Annotated in this window: 20 protein-coding genes; all 20 read right to left on the bottom strand. The window is 38.1% G+C overall.

The window, feature by feature from the left end; translation table 11 throughout:
• Positions 1-17 precede the first annotated feature (17 nt).
• Complete coding sequence (locus C4S54_RS01235; protein ID WP_103867904.1) at positions 18-860, bottom strand: adaptor protein MecA; 843 nt, start codon at positions 858-860, stop codon at positions 18-20.
• Between the two features lie 53 nt (positions 861-913).
• Complete coding sequence (gene hypE / locus C4S54_RS01230; protein ID WP_103867903.1) at positions 914-1,924, bottom strand: hydrogenase expression/formation protein HypE; 1,011 nt, start codon at positions 1,922-1,924, stop codon at positions 914-916.
• 9 nt (positions 1,925-1,933) lie between these two features.
• On the bottom strand, positions 1,934-2,980 hold the full coding sequence (gene hypD, locus C4S54_RS01225) for a hydrogenase formation protein HypD (RefSeq protein ID WP_103867902.1): 1,047 nt from the start codon (positions 2,978-2,980) through the stop codon (positions 1,934-1,936).
• Positions 2,980-3,198 (bottom strand): HypC/HybG/HupF family hydrogenase formation chaperone, encoded by a 219-nt coding sequence (locus tag C4S54_RS01220; protein ID WP_103867901.1) that lies wholly within the window; start codon positions 3,196-3,198, stop codon positions 2,980-2,982. Before C4S54_RS01220 ends, hypD begins: the two co-directional genes overlap by 1 nt.
• A 2-nt stretch (positions 3,199-3,200) precedes the next feature.
• Positions 3,201-5,477, bottom strand: a complete 2,277-nt coding sequence (gene hypF / locus C4S54_RS01215) for a carbamoyltransferase HypF (protein WP_103867900.1) — start codon at positions 5,475-5,477, stop codon at positions 3,201-3,203.
• Positions 5,477-5,959, bottom strand: a complete 483-nt coding sequence (locus tag C4S54_RS01210; protein ID WP_103867899.1) for a 4Fe-4S dicluster domain-containing protein — start codon at positions 5,957-5,959, stop codon at positions 5,477-5,479. Before C4S54_RS01210 ends, hypF begins: the two co-directional genes overlap by 1 nt.
• Before the next feature lie 30 nt (positions 5,960-5,989).
• Positions 5,990-7,069, bottom strand: coding sequence for a hydrogenase large subunit (locus C4S54_RS01205; protein WP_103867898.1), 1,080 nt, complete (start codon positions 7,067-7,069; stop codon positions 5,990-5,992).
• A 14-nt stretch (positions 7,070-7,083) separates the two neighbouring features.
• A complete protein-coding gene (locus C4S54_RS01200) occupies positions 7,084-7,416 on the bottom strand; it encodes an NADH-quinone oxidoreductase subunit C (protein ID WP_103867897.1) in 333 nt (110 codons plus the stop codon).
• Positions 7,416-8,105 (bottom strand): NADH-quinone oxidoreductase subunit B family protein, encoded by a 690-nt coding sequence (locus C4S54_RS16360; RefSeq protein WP_103867896.1) that lies wholly within the window; start codon positions 8,103-8,105, stop codon positions 7,416-7,418. The genes C4S54_RS01200 and C4S54_RS16360 overlap by 1 nt, the downstream gene beginning before the upstream one ends.
• A 23-nt stretch (positions 8,106-8,128) precedes the next feature.
• On the bottom strand, positions 8,129-8,995 hold the full coding sequence (locus C4S54_RS01190) for a respiratory chain complex I subunit 1 family protein (RefSeq protein WP_103867895.1): 867 nt from the start codon (positions 8,993-8,995) through the stop codon (positions 8,129-8,131).
• A complete protein-coding gene (locus C4S54_RS01185; RefSeq protein ID WP_242973712.1) occupies positions 8,995-10,839 on the bottom strand; it encodes an NADH-quinone oxidoreductase subunit 5 family protein in 1,845 nt (614 codons plus the stop codon). The genes C4S54_RS01190 and C4S54_RS01185 overlap by 1 nt, the downstream gene beginning before the upstream one ends.
• Before the next feature lie 135 nt (positions 10,840-10,974).
• Positions 10,975-11,271 (bottom strand): metal-sensing transcriptional repressor, encoded by a 297-nt coding sequence (locus tag C4S54_RS01180; RefSeq protein ID WP_022773941.1) that lies wholly within the window; start codon positions 11,269-11,271, stop codon positions 10,975-10,977.
• A 136-nt stretch (positions 11,272-11,407) separates the two neighbouring features.
• Entirely contained in the window at positions 11,408-11,851 is a 444-nt protein-coding gene (locus C4S54_RS01175; RefSeq protein ID WP_103867894.1) for a MarR family winged helix-turn-helix transcriptional regulator, read from the bottom strand.
• A 58-nt stretch (positions 11,852-11,909) separates the two neighbouring features.
• Positions 11,910-14,297, bottom strand: coding sequence for an HAD-IC family P-type ATPase (locus C4S54_RS01170; protein WP_103867893.1), 2,388 nt, complete (start codon positions 14,295-14,297; stop codon positions 11,910-11,912).
• A 41-nt stretch (positions 14,298-14,338) separates the two neighbouring features.
• The gene (minE, locus tag C4S54_RS01165; protein ID WP_022773937.1) at positions 14,339-14,617 is read right to left on the bottom strand and encodes a cell division topological specificity factor MinE; all 279 of its coding nucleotides are present in this window, start codon (positions 14,615-14,617) and stop codon (positions 14,339-14,341) included.
• Positions 14,618-14,634: 17 nt separating this feature from the next.
• Positions 14,635-15,414, bottom strand: coding sequence for a septum site-determining protein MinD (gene minD / locus C4S54_RS01160; protein WP_022773935.1), 780 nt, complete (start codon positions 15,412-15,414; stop codon positions 14,635-14,637).
• 16 nt (positions 15,415-15,430) lie between these two features.
• Positions 15,431-16,186 (bottom strand): septum site-determining protein MinC, encoded by a 756-nt coding sequence (minC, locus tag C4S54_RS01155; RefSeq protein ID WP_160110644.1) that lies wholly within the window; start codon positions 16,184-16,186, stop codon positions 15,431-15,433.
• 176 nt (positions 16,187-16,362) lie between these two features.
• A complete protein-coding gene (tsf, locus tag C4S54_RS01150) occupies positions 16,363-17,316 on the bottom strand; it encodes a translation elongation factor Ts (protein ID WP_022773933.1) in 954 nt (317 codons plus the stop codon).
• Positions 17,317-17,400: 84 nt separating this feature from the next.
• Positions 17,401-18,150 carry a 30S ribosomal protein S2 gene (gene rpsB, locus C4S54_RS01145; protein ID WP_022773931.1) on the bottom strand — a complete coding sequence of 250 codons (750 nt, stop codon included), beginning with the start codon at positions 18,148-18,150 and terminating at the stop codon, positions 17,401-17,403.
• 284 nt (positions 18,151-18,434) lie between these two features.
• Positions 18,435-19,202, bottom strand: a complete 768-nt coding sequence (locus C4S54_RS01140; protein ID WP_103867891.1) for a hypothetical protein — start codon at positions 19,200-19,202, stop codon at positions 18,435-18,437.
• Positions 19,203-19,205 lie beyond the last annotated feature (3 nt).

The following is a 19,205-nucleotide window of genomic DNA, read 5'->3' as shown; positions in this document are numbered from 1 at the left end:
ATAATTCATTAGTTTTCTTAAACTTGCGCCAAAGAATTTATTGCATCATCCTTAATGATCAGGTCATAGGACTCACGGATATGAGCGATCACATGCTGATTTGATGCCTGAAAATGACCAAACTCATATGCCATTGTAAATAATGAAGCAAATACTTTTGGCTCTTCGTCAAGTCTCTTTAAATCAAGGTAATATTTACCATCCTGTTCATTTTTATAGAGAGAACTTGATATATTAAGATCTGAAGGTGCCTTTTTACAAAACTCAATAACAGTACTGATATTTGCAAAAGAGAAAACATATTCATGGAACTTAAGTCGTTCTTTATCACGGTTTTTCTTGGAAGCACCATTTGAGATCTTATCTGCTTTTTCTTTATTATCAGCAGCTGATGCTTTCTGATTGAGCGGGATCTTATCATGGTTCTCAGCAAGACCCGAGTCTTCCATTATATTTTTGACGGAATTGGTAAGCTGCTTTAAGCTCTTTAAATATTCATTTAATCTGTTTATTCTGTCTTCGTTTTCTGAATCGCCGATATCCTCAAGTACATTCTTAGGTATTGTTATACCTGCTTTTTCTGTAAGATTTTTAAGTATCTCTCCGAATGAAGCTGAAGCGTTTTCAGAAAGAGTCAAAGAAATGGAATGATCAGGCAACACCGTGATCTGCATTGGCATAAAGGAACCTGTTGGTTTATAGTCAACTTCTTCCTGTGCCTTACGCATTACATCATGCAAAAAATCCATTGCTTCTTTTTTCTTTTCAAATAAATCCTCGAGCTTTATTCCCTGCTCGTCCATATCATCTTCAGTTATGATACATGTTACTGTATCTTTATTGATTCTTTTAAATTCCATTAAATACTTATCCTTTCAAGAAATCGAAAGTTACGACATATATTTTACATCATTTAACAAATTCTTGGAAGTCCCTCTCCATACATCAGACCAATTATGCGTTTGCCACCAATTTTGGTATTAAGTATCACATTATGTTTATCGGCTGATCCGTCATTTTTACTTACATCGCCTATCATGCAGGCGTTTTCACCATATTTAGAACCTTTGATTATAGAAAGAGCTTTCTCTGCATCTTTTGCAGCTACTGACAGCACCATCTTTCCTTCATTGCCCATATACATAGGATCCAAACCAAGAAGGCCACAAAAATCTTTTACAGCAGGTGAAACTGGCATTTTTTCTTCGTAAAGATTAATTGTACATTTTGAGCTTTCGCAGAACTCATTTAGTACAGTCCCAAGGCCGCCTCTTGTGACATCACGCATAGCGTGCACTTCTACATTATTATCCAAAAGCCCTTTTACCATCAAGGCAAGAGGTGCTGCATCTGACTTTATATTATTCTGAATTCCCATTCTTGTTCCTAAAATCGCAGCATGATGATCACCAAGATTACCGGATATGATTATCTTATCACCATCTTTTAGCTTAAAAGGTCCAGGAACATCTAATGTTTCAGAGATAAAACCAACGCCTGATGTATTTATTATAAGCCCGCTCTCTCCGCCTTTATTTTCAATTACCTTAGTATCACCTGTAATTATCTTGATTCCAGCTTCTTTTGCAGTTTCAGCCATCGAACAGATAACTCTGTCCAAAACATCCATATCGAGGCCTTCTTCAAGAATACACCCGCAGGTAAGGTACATTGGTTTCGCACCGCTCATCAGAAGATCATTTACAGTGCCACAAACTGAAAGTCTTCCTATATCTCCACCCGGAAATTCAATAGGAGTAACAACAAAACTGTCTGTAGTAACTGCAAGTCTGCCACACCCTTCCACAACTGCAGAATCTTCAAGCTTATCAAGTATTTCATTGTGAAAATGTTTAGCAAATATATCTCTTATCAATCCGGAAGTTGACTCACCGCCACTTCCATGCGCCATTGTAATCTTCATAATTTCTTCCTATCTTCTTCCTGATACAAAATAATTATAACAACTGCCCTCTGTAGATACCATGCAGGCTCCATGAGCATTATCCGGAGTACATGCTTTGCCAAATAAAGGACATTCATAGGGCTTTAATTTACCTACAAGTACACTTGCACAGCTGCATCCTGGTGGCATATGGTCCTCATCAAGGCCTATGCTTCCAGCATCAAAATCGGCATATTCTTTTTTCAAAGCCATGCCTGATCCTTTTATTTTACCCATACCGCGCCAGGAGGCATCTGATACTTCAAAATACTTTTCAACCACTTCTCTGGCTTTGGTATTACCTTCCTCTGTCACTACACCCTTGTACAGATTCTTTATTCCTGTCTTGCCTTTCATCTGCAAAAGAGCATATATAGTCATAATAAGCTGCCTGCCTTCAAAACCTGAAACCACAAAAGGAATTCCCAGTTCTTCAGACAATTCTTTGAAGGTATCACTTCCTGTGACTGCACATACATGTCCCGGAGCAATAAAGCCATCAATTCCACCGCCATTTTTAACTACCCATCTGATAACCTCAGGCATAGTTTTAAGTGATGTCAAAAGCTTTAGGTTTTTAACATTTTCTTTTATTGCTTCTTCTAATACCATTGCGTACACAGGGGTTGTGGTCTCAAAGCCAATTGCCGCAAAAACATATGTATGTGAGGGATCTTCCTTGGCAAGTTTAACAGTTTCCATTGGAGAATAGACCATTCTCACGTGACCGCCATCAGCTTTTGCATCAGCAAGAGACTTATGTGTTCCCCTTACCCTTATAAGATCACCAAATGTCAGTACGATGGTGTTTTCCTCCATGGAAAGCTCAACAAGTCTGTCAATTACAGCTGTAACTGTAACACAGACAGGGCAACCGGGGCCTGAAATGAGCTTTATCTTTGGAGAGAGCATTGATGGAATGCCATTTTCTGATATTGCTGCGGTATGAGTGCCGCAAACCTCCATTATATGTACTTCTTCACCATCATAGTTTTTTAATTTATCAAGAATTTCTTCAAAAGTTATTGATCCCATTAAATAGTCAGATCCTCAATTTCATTAAATAATTCTTCCATTTCATCGGCCATTTTTTCATCCATAGTCTGAATGATGCAGCCTGCATGAACCAAAACTCTGTCTCCGACTTTAACATTTACAAGGCCTGCTTCAGCTATGACCGTATTGCCACTGAAATCAACAGTAGCCTTTGTTCCATCTATATTGATAACTTTTCCCGGTATTGCTACGCACATATCTATTCCTCTTTCAATAATCCATAATAGGCCTGCCCAAGGGCGATTCCAGCGTCTCCTGATGGAACAAGCCTGTTCCAATATACATCAAATCCATCTTTTGTCAAAAGAGCTATTGTATTCTTTAAAAGTATCCTGTTTGCAAATACTCCGCCAGATAAACAAACTTTTGATTCTTTGACATTGCTTCTAAGTATACTACATATTTTTACAATATAATTTACCAAAGCTAAATGAAAACCATAAGCAATGTCTTTAATATCAAACTCGCTCTCTGTAATGCATTCTTTTATTTGTGAAAAGAGATCAAGCTGATCGAATATCATTTCACCCTTTTCATTTTCGATAATTTTTATATCAAACAAAGGATAATGACTTCGGTCACAAAGTGAAGCTTCTTTTTCGAGTAAAATTGCACACTCACCTTCGAATGAATTATAGTCCTTTATTCCTAAAAGTGCACATACGCAGTCAAATAATCTTCCAACACTGGAAGTTTCATAAGTATTTATATTATTTTTAAGAGCAGCCTTAACGATTTCATTGCCGCAATCATTTAAAGCTATCTCATAGCATTCTTTTACTGTATTTGCCTTTTTGGGAGCGGTATCCCCGCCCATAAGCTTAATATACGATAAATGACTTTTTCTCGTATACTCTGTGCCATTACACAAAAATACTTCTCCGCCCCAGACTTTACCATCATCGCCAAAGCCTGTACCATCAAAGGCAATTCCAATACATGATCTTAATTCATTTTCTGCCATCACTGATAAAATGTGAGCATAATGATGCTGCAATCTTATCAGTTCTATGCCCCGTTCTTTAACATATTCTTTTGCATACTTTGACGAAAAATACAAAGGATGCCTGTCACAGACAGCTCTCTTAGGGACAAATGAAAAAAGATCTGAATTTCTTTTTATAAGCTTATCAAAAAGCTCATGTGTGTCAGCATCCTCCAGATCACCTATAAACTGACTAAGAACAACTCTGTCTTTTTTGGCAAACGAAAATGTGCTCTTTAGATCTCCACCAAAACAAATAGTTGAGATATCATCATTAAAGCCTTTGCATATTATTGGAAGCGGCGAAAAACCTCTTGCCCTTCTGATAAACTGAGAAGAATACTCTCCATTTTCATTTTGTATAACAAATACTACAGAATCATCCTGTGGTTGATTAATCCTTCTTTTATGGAAAAGAACACCATCAACATAATATTCTTTTGATCTATCCATAAGCTTTTTGTAAAAGGAATCATAATCAATAATTATGGGCTGCCCGGAAATATTGGCACTTGTACAGATTAAAGGCCCAACTCCATCTGTCAATAATCTATGTATGCCTGCAGATGGCAAAAAGGCACCTATATAATTACTGTCTTTGCAGACTTCATAAGGAAAATCCTTCTTTTTGCTTAATAAAACAATAGGCCTTGCTGAAGATAATAAAAGCTCTTCTTCTTTTGCATTTACTTCTGCATACTGTTTTATACTGTCGATTGTTGAAAACATAACAGCAAAAGGTTTATTTTCTCTGCCTTTTATCTGTCGTAAACGTAAAGCAATTGAATCCTCTGGCTTACATATAAGCTGATAACCTGATACACCTTTAAGGCCAAGGATCTTTCCTTCGTTCAAAAGAGAAATTGCTTTTTTTACAGCACCTTCTCTTTCGAGATGTACAGATTCTCCATTTTCATAGTAATCAAGTATCATGAAAGGGCCACAATCGTGGCAGGAAATTGTCTGCGCATGTCTCCTGCGCCCATTTTTATACTCCGAAAGGCATTCAGGGCACATTTCAAAATCAGACATAGTTGTCGTATGTCTGTCATAGGGAAGCGAATCCAGAATACTGATACGAGGCCCACAAGAAGCGCAGCTTATCAGAGGATATCTGTATCTTCTATCATCTTTTGAAAGCATCTCATCTAAACATTTATTACAGATACCTATATCAGGTAATACAATTGGAAGTTCAGAATTAAGATCAATAACTGAGCTTTCTACAATTGTAAAATCAGTAAAAGAATGACTGCTTTCATCAAGCTTTTCTCTGACAATTTCTAATACAAAAGAGCCCTCAGGCTGAACATTTTTTAGCTCATCGCAAAAAACATCTATAGTTTTTTCCAAGCCGGAAACAATAATCTCTACAGCAGCTCCTATGTTTTTTACCTGTCCCTTAAGACCATATTCAGTTGCTTTTTTTAAAACAAAAGGGCGGTAGCCTACTCCCTGCACCGCCCCTTTGACTAAGATTTTTTCTGTCATTAATCTTTCTTTTCTTGTGTGTTTGCTGTAGCAGCAGGAGTTACGTTTGCAGCTCCTCCATTCGCATTTGCGGCAGCAGCCTTAGCTGCAGCAGCTGCAGCTGCACGTTCTTTTGCAGCCTTCATCAAAGCTTCCTGTGCTGCGATTGCCTTCTCTGACTGTTTAAACGTCTTAGTAATCTTTTCATCGCCGGGTTCCTGGAATCTGACACCCATTGAAAGACATTTCTTAGGACAATTATCAACACAGCATCTACATTGTATGCAGCTCATAGGTCTGATTGACCATGTCTTTGCTGCCTTATCTACAGTGATCGCATGCGTTGGGCACTTAATTGAGCAAAGGCCGCAAAGGACACATACATCCATATCATTTTCGACATGTCCCCTGGTTCCTTCAGGAAATTGCTTTTCTGCCTTTCTTGTATATGGCTTTGATACAAGGTTACGAAGAATTGTTTTCTTAAAACTTACAAATGCCATCTCTAATCTCCATCCCAAATAAATATTTCATTATCTTTCAGTACAACTGATACAAGGATCAATAGTAAGTACAAGAATAGGTACATCTGCCAGATCGCATCCCTTTAATGTCTCAACAAGACCTGAAAGGTTAGCAAATGTGGGAGTTCTAACTCTCATTCTGTCTATGAACTTTGTTCCGTTAGCTTTTACATAGTAAAGAGCTTCTCCTCTTGGCTGTTCAATTCTCATCATATATTCGCCATTTGGCATACCCTTTACAGGAACATCTATATCTCCTGAAGGCATTTTGTCGATACACTGACGAATGATATCAAATGCCTGGAATATCTCTTTTATACGGCATTCAGTACGGGCATATGAATCACCTTCAGTAGAAATGATTGGCTCAAAATCAATATCGCCATAAGCACAATATCCTGTTGATCTGATATCACGACTTATTCCGCTGGCTCTGAGGAAAGGTCCTGTACATCCAAGTGCATCAGCCTGCTCAGGAGTAAGGATACCAACGCCGCGAAGTCTTGTCTGAACAGCAGCATCGTTAAGGAATGGCTTAGCTATAGCTTTAAGATCCTCTTCCATTTTATTAATTCTCTGGTAAAAATCTTTTAACATCTCATCTGATACATCTCTTCTGATGCCACCAATCTTCATTACAGAGAAAATAACTCTTCCGCCTGTAGATGCCTCAAACATATCAAGGGCATCCTCTCTAAGTCTCCAGCAATCCATATAAAGAGACTCAAAACCGAAAGCATCAGCCAAAAGGCCAAGCCAAAGAAGATGTGAATGGATTCTTGAAAGCTCTGACCAGATAGTTCTAAGATATTTCGCTCTGGCAGGAACATCAATATCCATAATATGTTCAACAGTTTCTGAATAGCCAAGGCCATGTCCAAGTGAGCATATACCACAAATACGCTCAGCTACATAAACCATCTCATTAAAATCTTTTTTATCAACCAGCTTTTCAAGACCTCTGTGAATGAAGCCTATTGAAGGAATAGCTTCAACAACCTTCTCATCCTCCATAACAAGGTCCAGATGTATTGGTTCCGGAAGAACCGGATGCTGGGGTCCAAATGGAATAACACTTCTAGTAGACATTACAGTTCCTCCAATTACTTAAATGGTGTCTCTATCGCTGTACGATAAAGCTTACCCTCATAGTCTATATTTATCATCTTAACCTTTACACCAAAAAGGTCATGCATTTCATTCTCATATATGAAAGCACATGGGAAAATACTTGTTATACTTGATATTTCATTCTCTTCAGGAAGAGTTATCTTGAGCTGTTTAACCTCGAGCTCTTTTCCAAAAGTATAAATAAGTTCATATCCATCAGGTATCCTTGTAGCACACTGCTGCATAAGATGATAACCATTAAACTTAAGCTTCTGTGATTCATCTATAATGCTTTCAGGATTAACACTAATAAATTCTGTATTCATTATTTATTATCTCCTTTCTCGGCATTATTTGCTGCAGCTACAGGTGCCTGAGCGTTTACAGGCTTTGAAGCATTAGCAGCCGGAGCCGCAGGTGCAACAGGCTTTGGCGCAGGCTTTGCTGTAGCCTTGATCTTTTCTTCAGCCTGCTCTCTTAAAGCTTCTTCTGTAAGAACTGCATCATACTGTGTACTTGGATCATAATCATCAGCAGTCATATGAACAGCCATCTTACTGTAATCAACAGTACAATAGCCCTGTTTCATTGATTCTTTAAGTTTCTTTCTCTTTTCTTCAAGAATACCAACTGCCTTAACAACACCTTCAATGAGAGCTTCAGGTCTGACAGCGCATCCCGGAACATATACATCAACAGGAACAACCTTGTCAGCACCTCCCAAAATGTTGTAACACTCTTTAAAGATACCGCCGTCACATGCGCAGATTCCGCAGGCAACAACTACCTTTGGATCAGGCATCATATTATATAACTGTCTTACTACAGGGGCTGTCTGAGCATTTATGCCACCAGTTAAAAGTAAAACATCAGCATGTTTAGGATTACCAGTATTTATGATACCAAAACGCTCTACGTCATAAAGTGGAGTCATTGTGGCAAGAACTTCTATATCACAGCCATTACAGCTGGATGCATCATAATGTAACACCCATGGTGATTTAGATATTTTCATTGATCTCACATTCCCTTCCCGTATTATTTAAGCACATTAAGAATAAGCAGATTAGTACCTGCAAAAACTAAAATTACTGACCATGTAACTTTGAGCATTGTAATGTATTTTACACGAGGGAACAGATTATCAATAAGTGTCTCAAGGAAAAATACAACTGCACATGCAATAAGTGCCCAAACTCTGCTGATAGGATTTGCTGTTAAGAAGAACATTCCAACAATACCCATCATTAGTACTGTGTCATACCACTCTGCTATTTCAACAAATGCAAGGTTATTACCTGAAAGATCTGTAGTAAGACCTTTAACCATTTCCTGATGCATGTGATGTGAAGTACTAAGATCAAAAGGTGATTTACGAAGTTTGATTATAAGAATAAATACAAATCCTATAAAGAAACCAGGAATCTGAACGATTGCAGGTACGCTCGCCTGAATCAGATCATTTACCATAAAGCTACCATTTGCATAATAAAAGCCAATTGCTACCAAAAGTGTCATAGGCTCATAGCACATCATCTGTAAAAGCTCACGTTGCGCACCCATGATACTGTATGGACCATTAGTGGAAAATGCAGCCATGACCATAACAACTTCAGCCATTGAAAGAGCAAAGAATACTAAAAGCATATCTCCGCCTGCAAAGAACAATGTTCCGGTAAAGATTGTCATGATAAGGTAGCCTGTAACAAACAAAACCTGAATACTGTTAACAACAGTTGTCTGCTTGTTGAGAAGCTTATAAACATCGTAAAATGGCTGGAAAACCGGAGGGCCCTGCCTGCCCTGCATACGGGCAGAAATGACACGGTCTATTCCTGAAAGAAGTCCTCCAATAAGTGGTGCCAAAATAATATAAAGTACAGCCTTAAGTATGATCATAGACATTAGAAAGCACCTCCAACAACAATGATAAGCATTACTGCAACAAGGACAGTAGCTATGTAAATACAAGGTCTGAGAAGTTTCTTTTCACCGAAGTAATCTGTCATATACCAGTTAGACATATAAAGAGCTCTCTCTTTTCCAAAAGAGTCAATATAGTGTCTGTCATCACCTGCATTAACACCTGCAACATAAGACATTGTCATCTTGGAGTTCTTACCAATTGACAAGAATCTTGATCCGATAGGAATCATAAATACCATTGCAACCATTATCATCATGATAATAATATCGCTGCCGCCGATAACATCGGGAATACTTGTATGATAAGCCTCATCAAGTATAGGCTGTATCATATGGCCTGACATCCATGGGAATGCGAAGCACATGATAACAATAAGTGATGTCAATGGGAAAATAGATACCATCTCACTTCTAGGAGTTGTATCCTCAAGCTCAAATGACTGGTGAATAACTGTACAGATCTTACCAAGCCATTTTGCCCAGTAGAACAATGTACTTCCTGAACCAAAAACAAGGAAAAGAACAAGCCATACTGAACCTGAATCAACGAATGATTTAAGAGCAGCCCACTTGGAAACAAGCATTCCAAATGGAGCCATGAACATTCCGCAAATACCAATGATCATGATAAATGCAAGTCTTGGAAGCTTGATGATAAGGCCATGCATATCCTCGATATCACGGCTGTGCATACAGTTCTCAATATCACCAACTGTCTGGAAAAGAAGTGACTTAGAAACTGCATGGAACAAAACAAGCATAACTGCAGCCCAAACACCTTCGGTAGTACCGGTTCCGGCACAAGCTGTAATAAGTCCAAGGTTTGAGATTGTTGAATAAGCAAGAACCTTTTTACCATCACTAACTGTAATAGCAAGAAGTGATGCTGCAAAGAATGTGAAACCACCGATAACAGTGATCATGATTCCGGTAAGAGTTCCAGCCATGACAGGTGCTACTCTGATGAGCATATAAACACCAATCTTTACCATTGTAGCTGAGTGAAGAAGTGCACTGGAAGGCGTAGGTGCAACCATGGCGCCAAGAAGCCATCTTGAGAATGGGAACTGTGCACTTTTTGTCAAAGCTGCAAATGCGAATAATGTAACAGGCACAATAACAATAGCCGGAGCTGAAGTCTGTGTAACCTGGCTCAGATTAGAAATCTGTAATTCTGGATTTAAATTGCAGTACAAAAGACCTGCCGCAAATCCGCATCCTCCAAGAAGGTTCATCCACAGAGCTCTGAATGAATTGTCTACAGCTTCCTGTGTTCTTGTATAACCAATCATGAGGAATGAACAAACACTTGTGATCTCCCAGAAGAAATATATCCAGCCAAGATTATCAGAAGAAATAAGTCCGAACATTGCACCAAGGAATACGAACATAAGAGCAAGGAAATAATTAGAACGATCCTGTACATCTGTGTGATGATGGTGATAGTCCTTCATATATCCTGATGCATAGATGCAAATAAGAATACCAACAATACCTACGATCAGATACATAACAGCTGCAAAAGTATCAATACGGATATGTGTATTGCCCTCTACAGCTTTTCCTGTAAGATCCATCCAAAGTACAGGAATGGTTCCAACAAGAGAAAAAATAATGGCATAATACTTTTTGTATTTAATGCTGAGAAAACATACAAGCCCCATAAGAAAAATCTCGCCGGCAATAACGAGCATATCAGGCACATGTGTATGTTCTAAGTATACAAACTGGGATGTATCCCCGGATGTAAGAACATTAACAGCAACATAAATAGCAGTTACCATAATTGTAAATCCACCAATTATAATAACTGCGCTTCTCAAAGGACTTGCCTTTTTAAGAAAACCTATGATCACTGCCATTAAAAAAGGAAATAAGATAAGAAAGTTTACTGCGTTTAACATAGTAATAGCCAAGGTATTTCGCCCCTTTCAAATACTTTTTTCAAATTTTTTAGCTCATGAATTTTTCAAAAATTTATCGATGGCGTCATTTAACTCTTTGACAGCATCTTCATCCCCATCCTGAACCGCATGAACTATACAATGACTTATATGCTCTTTAAGGAGCTCTTTTCCGCAGCCGTTAATTGCCGACCTTACAGCTGCCAGTTGGATAAGTACCTCTGTACAGTCCTTGTCATCTTCAACCATCCTCTTGACGGACTCCAGATGTCCAATCGCTTTTGACAGACGGTTTACAATAGCTTTCATTTTTGCGGGATCATGGTGATGATTATGGGTATGAGAACTCATAAAAAACCTCCAAAAAATAATGTGCGCTTTCGTTAATTTTTTGACTTTTGTACACAAACTGATACAAAAGTCTAACAAAACCGCACACAAAGCCGAAATTTATTATATTTCTATCCGCCAAAAAAATCAATAAAGATTAGCGCACATTTCCAATAATCTTGTACAAAAGATTATACAAAATTTTGGCCTCATCTTCAGACAATTTGACACATGAACCAATAGATGAAGGAATACTGATAGCTTCATCCCTAAGTTTTTCACCTTCTGTAGTTATAGAAACAACGAGGTTTCTCTCATCTTCACTGGATCTTTCTCTTGTAATATAACCCTTTGACTCAAGTTTTTTTAGTACCGGAGTAAGAGTACCGGAATCAAGATAAAGGCACTCACCTAAGGTCTTTACATTAACAGTTTTTTTCTCCCACATGACCATCATAGTAATATACTGAGTATATGTAAGATCAATCCTGTCAAGATAAGGCTTATACCTTCTGATTATCTCCTTTGAGCAAGCATATAAAGGAAAGCAAAGCTGATTTCCAAGTTTTAATGATTCATATTTTTCTTCGTTATCTACCATAACTAACTCCTAAATATAATTTTATGCTATTTAATTATACATTATTATTCGAAAAATACTAATAATTTTTCAAAAAATAAATCTGAAATTTAAGTTCTATAAATCTAAACAGTTTAGTAAGATATCTCATAAATGGTTCTGTTGCAATAGCAAATAGAACAAAAAGCATTATACATGGCTTTGATACATAAGAAATAGAAAACAGATCATTAAAGAATATTGCTCCCAAAACAAAGACTATCATGCAGCCAAAAATAACCCTAAGCCTGTATGCATTCAAAGGCGATGAAATATTTGTAAGAATAATAAATCCAACTATTGCCAAAAGAAACGTTGCTGCAACAGAAACATCTGTCTGCTCTACTCCAAAAGTATTACTAAATACTACAAGCGCTGCAATTGCAAAAAAATCGGTGAGTGCTGCAGGCATTGCTTTTAGCAAGACTTTAACAAGAAAATGTCCATCAATCCTTTTGTTATTTGGCTCCATAGCCAGGAAAAATCCCGGAATTCCAATATTCACAAGACTAACAATGGTAATCTGCGATGGCTGTAATGGATATATAAGAACATTTATAATTGAAAATACAGCCAACAATAATGAAAATATATTTTTCACCAAAAACAGCGTCGCAGTTCGTTCAATGTTATTTATATCTCTTCTGCCCTCTGCAACAATTTTAGGCATATGTGAAAAATCACTATCAAGAAGTACAACCTGCGCAGCCTGAACAGCAGCTTCCGAACCGGAAGCCATAGCTATGGAACAATCAGCATCCTTCATGGCAAGAATATCATTAACGCCATCGCCGGTCATAGCAACTGTATGCCCGTTCTTTTTTAGTGCCATTACTATCTTTTGTTTTTGCTCAGGTGATACCCTTCCAAAAACTGTCTTTTCTTTTACCGCCAATGGAATATCATTATCATTCAAAGTACTTGCATCAACATATTTATCGTAGTTTTTAATACCTGCTTTTTTAGCAACTTCAGATACAGTAACCGGATTATCTCCTGAAATAACTTTTACGTCAACGCCTTGCTTTTCAAAGTACTTAAATGTATCAAAGGCCGCGTTTCTTATGGGATTTTGAAGTGTTATAAAAAAAAGTGGATGCGACAATTTTCCATCAAGAACGCCTTCTGCATCTCCATCATATTCTGCAAAGCACAACACTCTAAGACCTTTTTGGGTATATTTATCTATAGTATCCTGATAATCTGTTATTTTCTCTCCTAGTATAAATTCAGGAGCTCCCAGAACATACCTGCAATCATCAAATTCTACACTGCTATATTTATACCTGGAAGAAAAAGGCTTAAATGAAACACAACTTCTGCTTGTTGTAAATCCAAAATAATCCTCCAGAGCATGCATAGTAATATTATCATCGGGCAGACACCCAAGATACTCTGAAAGAAGTCTGCAAGTCGCTTCAAAAAGCTCATTATCTTCTTCATTGTTCGCAAGAACCGCTTCTGCTACAAGCATACTGTTGTCAGTGATTGTTCCTGTCTTATCTACACAAACAGTATCAACACGTGCCAATGTCTCAATGCTTCGCATATCATGAAGCATTACTTTTTGTTTAGCAAGTCTTATAGTACTAAGTCCAAGAGTAATACTAAGTAAAAGATAAAGGCCTTCCGGTATCATTCCAATAAGCGCAGCAACAACTGATGGGACACTTTCCGAAAAAGAATTACCCTGAACGAAAACACTTTGGCAAAAAAGAGCAATCCCGATTGGAATAATAAGAATACCTGCCGCCACAACTATATAATCAATTGACTTAACCATTTCAGATTTCAAAGCTTTAGACATATTCTTTGCTTTTAACATAAGCTTTGAAATGTAGGAGTCAGCTCCAACTCTTGTAAGTCTAGCTATACATTTACCCGAAACAACAAAACTTCCAGACATCAGTTCAGAGTCTTTGACTTTATTGATCTCGTCGGCCTCACCAGTTAATAGTGCTTCATTAACAGATATTTCACCTTCAACTACAACTGCGTCAGCACATATCTGACTACCGGATGTAAGAATTATATAATCTCCTTCAACAAGCTTATTGATTGGAATGATATCCTCTTCTCCATCACGTATAACAACAGCAGTAGACTGATTTAATACATTAAGTTTATCAAGAACCTTTTTGGCTTTTATCTCCTGAAATATTCCTATAAGCGAGTTGCAAATAATAACCGGAAGAAATGTAAGAGAATTAAATGCTCCTGATAAGATCAGCAAAACAGCCATGATAAAGAAAATCAGGTTAAAGTATGTAAACACATTTTCTTTGATGATATCCAAGGTTGTTTTTGCTGTATTGTCAACCTGAATATTACCTTTCCCTGAAGCATAAAGCTCCCTTGCTTTTACAGAACTAATGCCATAATTTGAGTAATCCATTTTGTAATCCCCATTTACAAATGTAGTTGCCATAAATAACAAACCCCGGAAAATAGTCTTTTCCGGGGCTTATATCACTTAATATTATGAGACATATTCTTGATAGGAATATTAGCATATAAAGCCGGAACAGTTTTACCATCATTTGTTTCAGTATCAACATTTGTAATATTGATATCTATTCCATCCATATCAATTTCTGCATATTTTGAAAGAACCTCTATGATATCGCTTCTGATTTTTTGAAGAATCTCTGGTGAGCATGATGCACGATCAGAAACAAGAACCAGTTTAAGGCGATCTTTAGCAACATCACTTGAAGATTTTTTCTTGAAAATATCTGATATCTTCATAAAATTGCCCCCCTCTATCACTTTTTCTTAAACCAAGAAAAAATTCCTTTCTTAGGATCCAAATCAAGAAATGGTACCTGTTCTCCACCAATTCTACGGCAGATATTCATGTAAGCCTGACCGGCAAGTGAGTTATCACCAACAAGAGGCTCACCGTTATTAGTAGCGACAACGATATTCTCATCATCAGGAACCTGACCAATAAGATCAACAGCAAGAATATCTATAACATCCTCAGCTGACATCATATCACCGCGCTTAACCATATCTGCACGAAGTCTGTTAACAATAAGGTGTGTTTTCTTGATCTCATTAGCCTCTAAAAGACCGATGATCCTATCCGCATCTCTTACAGCAGATACTTCAGGTGTTGTAACAACAAGTGCCCTGTCTGCTCCAGCTATAGCGTTTTTGAAGCCCTGTTCAATTCCAGCAGGACAATCAAGAATTACATAATCAAACTCTTCCTTAAGTTCTTCTGTTAGCTTTTTCATCTGCTCAGGAGTTACACTTGTCTTATCCTTAGTCTGAGCTGCAGGTAAAAGGAAAAGATTCTCATATCTCTTATCTCTTATAAGAGCCTGATTACGCTTACAATTACCTTCAATTACATCTACAAGATTATAAACAATCCTGTTCTCAAGCCCCATTACTACGTCAAGGTTTCTAAGTCCTATATCTGTATCAATAAGAACAACCTTTTTATTAAGTTTTGCTAAACCTGTACCAATATTAGCAGTAGTGGTTGTCTTACCAACACCACCCTTGCCTGATGTTACTACTATAACTTCTCCCATATTTTTCCTCCAAGTATTATTTGTTAAGCTGTCTTAAAAAAGCGGGGCCATATAAAGACTTAACTATATGTCCGTTTTCAATATATGCCACTTCTGGTTCGTTGTTTTCTGCACTTGCCAGTAGTTTTTTCTTTTTAAGCCTTAGTTTAGGGCCTTTCTCAGCATCCGGTGAAATAGCAATTGAATCAGCAATCCTGACCTGCAATGGATTAAGATCAAGCGCCATTACAAAAGCCCCTCTGTCTCCGCCTGCACCTGCAAACGCATTTCCTCTGAGCTCTCCCAAGATAAAAATACTACCATAGGATACGACGCTTGCGCCGGGTTTAACATCTCCAAGTATTACCACACTCTGCTCACAGGATATATCCTGCCCGGAACGAAGATTACCATTGTAGATAAGAGCATTATTATTATAATCCTGAACTATATGCTCCGGAGTCGCCATTTCATCCGTTTCACTTTTTTGAGATGGACCTATATCTTTGGTATTAACAGATTTAAAAAGTCTTTCCTCTTCAGATTCTTCATCTATAACACAAACAATTTTTAATTGTGAATGTTCTGTAATAATATCAACTATTTCTTTTTCTTCTTTTTCTGAGAGCCTGCGTCCTCTGACAATAAGCCCCATGGAATTATGACCTAAAAAGCCAGATGCTTCTTCAAACCTTTCTGCAGTCTCAACCTTTAATTCTTCAAATGGCGTTTCATTATCCAGAACCAGTATAATTCCTGATTTAGTGCCCTTTATTGTAACCGCCTGATTCAAAATTCCACCACCAATCTATCAAAAATTCATACCTATACAGTATAAAACATTTGTTCTTAAAATCAAAGTACGAATTTACGTCTATAAATCATTAAAAACAGTCAACAAAAAGAGCTTGGTTTTTGTTCCGTACAGAAATAAAAACCAAGCTCAATAATGTTTATTTAATAAAAAGATTAGTTAAGACCAGCTGCCTGCTTTGCAACTTCTTCAGCGAAGTTCTCGTTCTTCTTCTCGATTCCTTCACCTGTCTCAAAACGAACAAATCTCTTGATAGAAAGCTTAGCGTTGTTGTTCTTAGCAACCTGTGCGATGTACTGACCAACTGTCTGCTTTCCGTCTTCTGCTCTTACATAAACCTGCTCATTAAGGCAGATCTCTTTGAGCTCTTTGTTAAGACGTCCGATAAGCATCTTCTCAATGATCTCCTGAGGCTTTCTCTTTCCTTCTGGAAGCTCCTCGTTCTCTTTCATAGCCTGAGCAAGAAGGATTTCCTTCTCATGGTTTCTGTACTCTTCTGAAACATCTTCAGAAGCAACATACTTAGGGCTAAGAGCTGCAACCTGCATAGCTACATTCTTAACAGCCTCTTTGATGTCGTCATTAACAACATCTGTCTCAGCCTCAACGATAACAGAAATTCTACCATTACCGTGAACATAAGGAACTAAGATACCGTTAGAAGCTACAACCTTCTCAAAACGTCTGATGCTGAGCTTCTCGCTGATAACTGCTGTGATCTCAACAAGAGCATCATTTACAGTCTTAGACTCATCAAGGTTCCATTTCTCAGCAAGGAATGATTCCATATCCTTAGAATCTGAATTAACAGCCTGTGTTGCAACAGCCTCAACAAATGCCTGGAACTTATCGTTCTGAGCAACGAAGTCAGTCTCTGAGTTAACCTCAACAACTGCTGCTGTTGTGTCATCCTTAACAGCGATTCTTGTAAGACCTTCAGCTGCGATTCTGCTAGCTTTCTTCTCAGCCTTCATGATACCGTTCTTTCTAAGGTATTCTACTGCTGCGTCCATATCTCCGTTAGTCTCTGTAAGAGCCTTCTTGCATTCCATCATGCCTGCGCCAGTTGACTCACGAAGCTCTTTAACTAATGCTGCTGTGATAGCCATTCATTTATCCTCCGATATTTTATATTTATTCAAATTCGCAGCCAACCAGGATTGATTGACTGCGTTATAATTCAAAAAAACTGATTACTCTGTAACTTCCTCAGACTCTACAGCTTCTTCTGCATCATAGTTAGCTGCTGCATCAGACTCTGCGCCCTGATTAGCTTCGATAACAGCATCAGCCATCTTGCCAACAATAAGCTTAACGGCTCTGATAGCATCATCGTTACCAGGAATGATGAAGTCAAGCTCTTCAGGATCACAGTTTGTATCACCGATACCGATAAGTGTGATTCCAAGAGACTCTGCTTCCTGAATGCAGATTCTTTCCTTCTTAGGATCTACAACGAAGATAGCATCAGGGATTCTCTTCATATCTCTGATTCCGCCAAGGTTTGCCTGAAGCTTTGTGAGCTCTTTCTTAAGCTGAGCAACTTCCTTCTTAGGAAGAACATCAAATGTTCCATCTTCCTGCATCTTTTCGATAGCTTTCATTCTAGCGATTCTGCTCTGGATTGTCTTGAAGTTTGTGAGCATACCACCAAGCCATCTCTCGTTAACATAGTACATTCCGCAACGCTCAGCCTCAGTCTTAACTGCGTCCTGTGCCTGCTTCTTTGTTCCAACGAAAAGGATTGTTCCACCCTGCTGTGCAATTTCGAATACAGCCTTATAAGCCTCATCAACCTTTACAACTGACTTCTGAAGATCGATGATGTGGATTCCGTTTCTCTCTGTGAAGATGTAAGGAGCCATTTTAGGGTTCCATCTTCTTGTCTGATGTCCAAAGTGAACACCTGCTTCAAGTAACTGTTTCATTGATACAACGCTCATGTTATTACCTCCATTTGGTTAAAATCTTCCGTATACTCCTGGCCGTTACTCCTATCCGCGCGTTATCAGAAAGGCGGCTCCCGATCTGATCAGCACTCTGCTGACACCATATCAGGAATTAAATATACGTGCATATTTTTGTTACTGCCAATAGACAGTCTGTGCAATTAGGCATAATATCCCCATTCACACAGCTCTATCATATTATCATAGCCAAAACCATAATTCAACACTTTTTTGCAATAAAAAATCCTGCTTTTGCAAATAAAAGCAGGATAATCTCATCATTTCGTTATTATAGCAGCAATTTCCGCATATGTTGCACCTGCAGGAATTACTTTTGTACCGGATCTGATAATTCTGTCTTTTCCCTGATCAATAAGATATCTGTTAAATGAAGAGGCATTATCTATAACTCCTGCATTATATAAAACCTGTGCCACCCCATCAGAACTAAGTCCGCCGGGAATCGTAACGGTCTTGGTTTCAGTATTTATAGAACCCGCCTCAGTCAGGTTAGTTTCTTCAGAAGAAGCATTTACGCTTGTATTTGCACTTGCAGTAGCTGTGCTCTCTTCGGTTTTTGTTTCACTTTTTCCAGTTGTAGATGAATCTTCATTTTCTTTTGAAGAAGCATTCATCGAAGAAGAATCCTCTTTTTCCTTTGATACTAATGCCGAAGCTTCCGAAGAAGACTTCCCAGAAGCTGCTGTATCTTTGCTCTCCTTATTTTCTCTTTCTTCCTCTTCTTTAACCAAAGTAGAAATAGATTCACTTGCAAGAGCGACTGTTTCGTCGATTTCTTCAGATATTTCTTTTCCTGCTTCATCCAGTGTTTCACCGGATGAAGATGAAAGTGTCGCGCCATTGTTCTCCACCTCTCCTGATCCGTCTGTAAGCACTCCGCCTTCAGTCATGCCCAGCTCTTTTGCCCTCTCAATAACCTGGGCATCACTTATAGTAGCTTTTCTGCCTCCGAGAGCAAATCCCATAATGATCGCAGTAAGAATAACACCGATTCCGATACCGCGAAGATAATACTTTAATTTCATCCT

This window comes from Butyrivibrio sp. Su6 (assembly GCF_900108105.1).
Lineage (GTDB): Bacteria > Bacillota > Clostridia > Lachnospirales > Lachnospiraceae > Butyrivibrio.
The sequence above is the reverse complement of the archived record's forward strand: the minus strand, read 5'-3'. Positions and strand labels throughout refer to the sequence as shown.

What these genes read in the sequence shown, in the direction of transcription:
- minD (WP_022773935.1), bottom strand. Translation starts at nt 15,414, where the DNA reads ATGGGAGAAGTTATAGTAGTAACATCAGGCAAGGGTGGTGTTGGTAAG.
- C4S54_RS01200 (WP_103867897.1), bottom strand. Translation starts at nt 7,416, where the DNA reads ATGAATACAGAATTTATTAGTGTTAATCCTGAAAGCATTATAGATGAA.
- C4S54_RS16360 (WP_103867896.1), bottom strand. Translation starts at nt 8,105, where the DNA reads ATGAAAATATCTAAATCACCATGGGTGTTACATTATGATGCATCCAGC.
- C4S54_RS01175 (WP_103867894.1), bottom strand. Translation starts at nt 11,851, where the DNA reads ATGGTAGATAACGAAGAAAAATATGAATCATTAAAACTTGGAAATCAG.
- C4S54_RS01210 (WP_103867899.1), bottom strand. Translation starts at nt 5,959, where the DNA reads ATGGCATTTGTAAGTTTTAAGAAAACAATTCTTCGTAACCTTGTATCA.
- C4S54_RS01180 (WP_022773941.1), bottom strand. Translation starts at nt 11,271, where the DNA reads ATGAGTTCTCATACCCATAATCATCACCATGATCCCGCAAAAATGAAA.
- C4S54_RS01170 (WP_103867893.1), bottom strand. Translation starts at nt 14,297, where the DNA reads ATGGCAACTACATTTGTAAATGGGGATTACAAAATGGATTACTCAAAT.
- C4S54_RS01205 (WP_103867898.1), bottom strand. Translation starts at nt 7,069, where the DNA reads ATGTCTACTAGAAGTGTTATTCCATTTGGACCCCAGCATCCGGTTCTT.
- hypD (WP_103867902.1), bottom strand. Translation starts at nt 2,980, where the DNA reads ATGGGATCAATAACTTTTGAAGAAATTCTTGATAAATTAAAAAACTAT.
- rpsB (WP_022773931.1), bottom strand. Translation starts at nt 18,150, where the DNA reads ATGAGCGTTGTATCAATGAAACAGTTACTTGAAGCAGGTGTTCACTTT.
- C4S54_RS01235 (WP_103867904.1), bottom strand. Translation starts at nt 860, where the DNA reads ATGGAATTTAAAAGAATCAATAAAGATACAGTAACATGTATCATAACT.
- minE (WP_022773937.1), bottom strand. Translation starts at nt 14,617, where the DNA reads ATGAAGATATCAGATATTTTCAAGAAAAAATCTTCAAGTGATGTTGCT.
- C4S54_RS01220 (WP_103867901.1), bottom strand. Translation starts at nt 3,198, where the DNA reads ATGTGCGTAGCAATACCGGGAAAAGTTATCAATATAGATGGAACAAAG.
- tsf (WP_022773933.1), bottom strand. Translation starts at nt 17,316, where the DNA reads ATGGCTATCACAGCAGCATTAGTTAAAGAGCTTCGTGAGTCAACTGGC.
- C4S54_RS01140 (WP_103867891.1), bottom strand. Translation starts at nt 19,202, where the DNA reads ATGAAATTAAAGTATTATCTTCGCGGTATCGGAATCGGTGTTATTCTT.
- hypF (WP_103867900.1), bottom strand. Translation starts at nt 5,477, where the DNA reads ATGACAGAAAAAATCTTAGTCAAAGGGGCGGTGCAGGGAGTAGGCTAC.
- hypE (WP_103867903.1), bottom strand. Translation starts at nt 1,924, where the DNA reads ATGAAGATTACAATGGCGCATGGAAGTGGCGGTGAGTCAACTTCCGGA.
- C4S54_RS01190 (WP_103867895.1), bottom strand. Translation starts at nt 8,995, where the DNA reads ATGTCTATGATCATACTTAAGGCTGTACTTTATATTATTTTGGCACCA.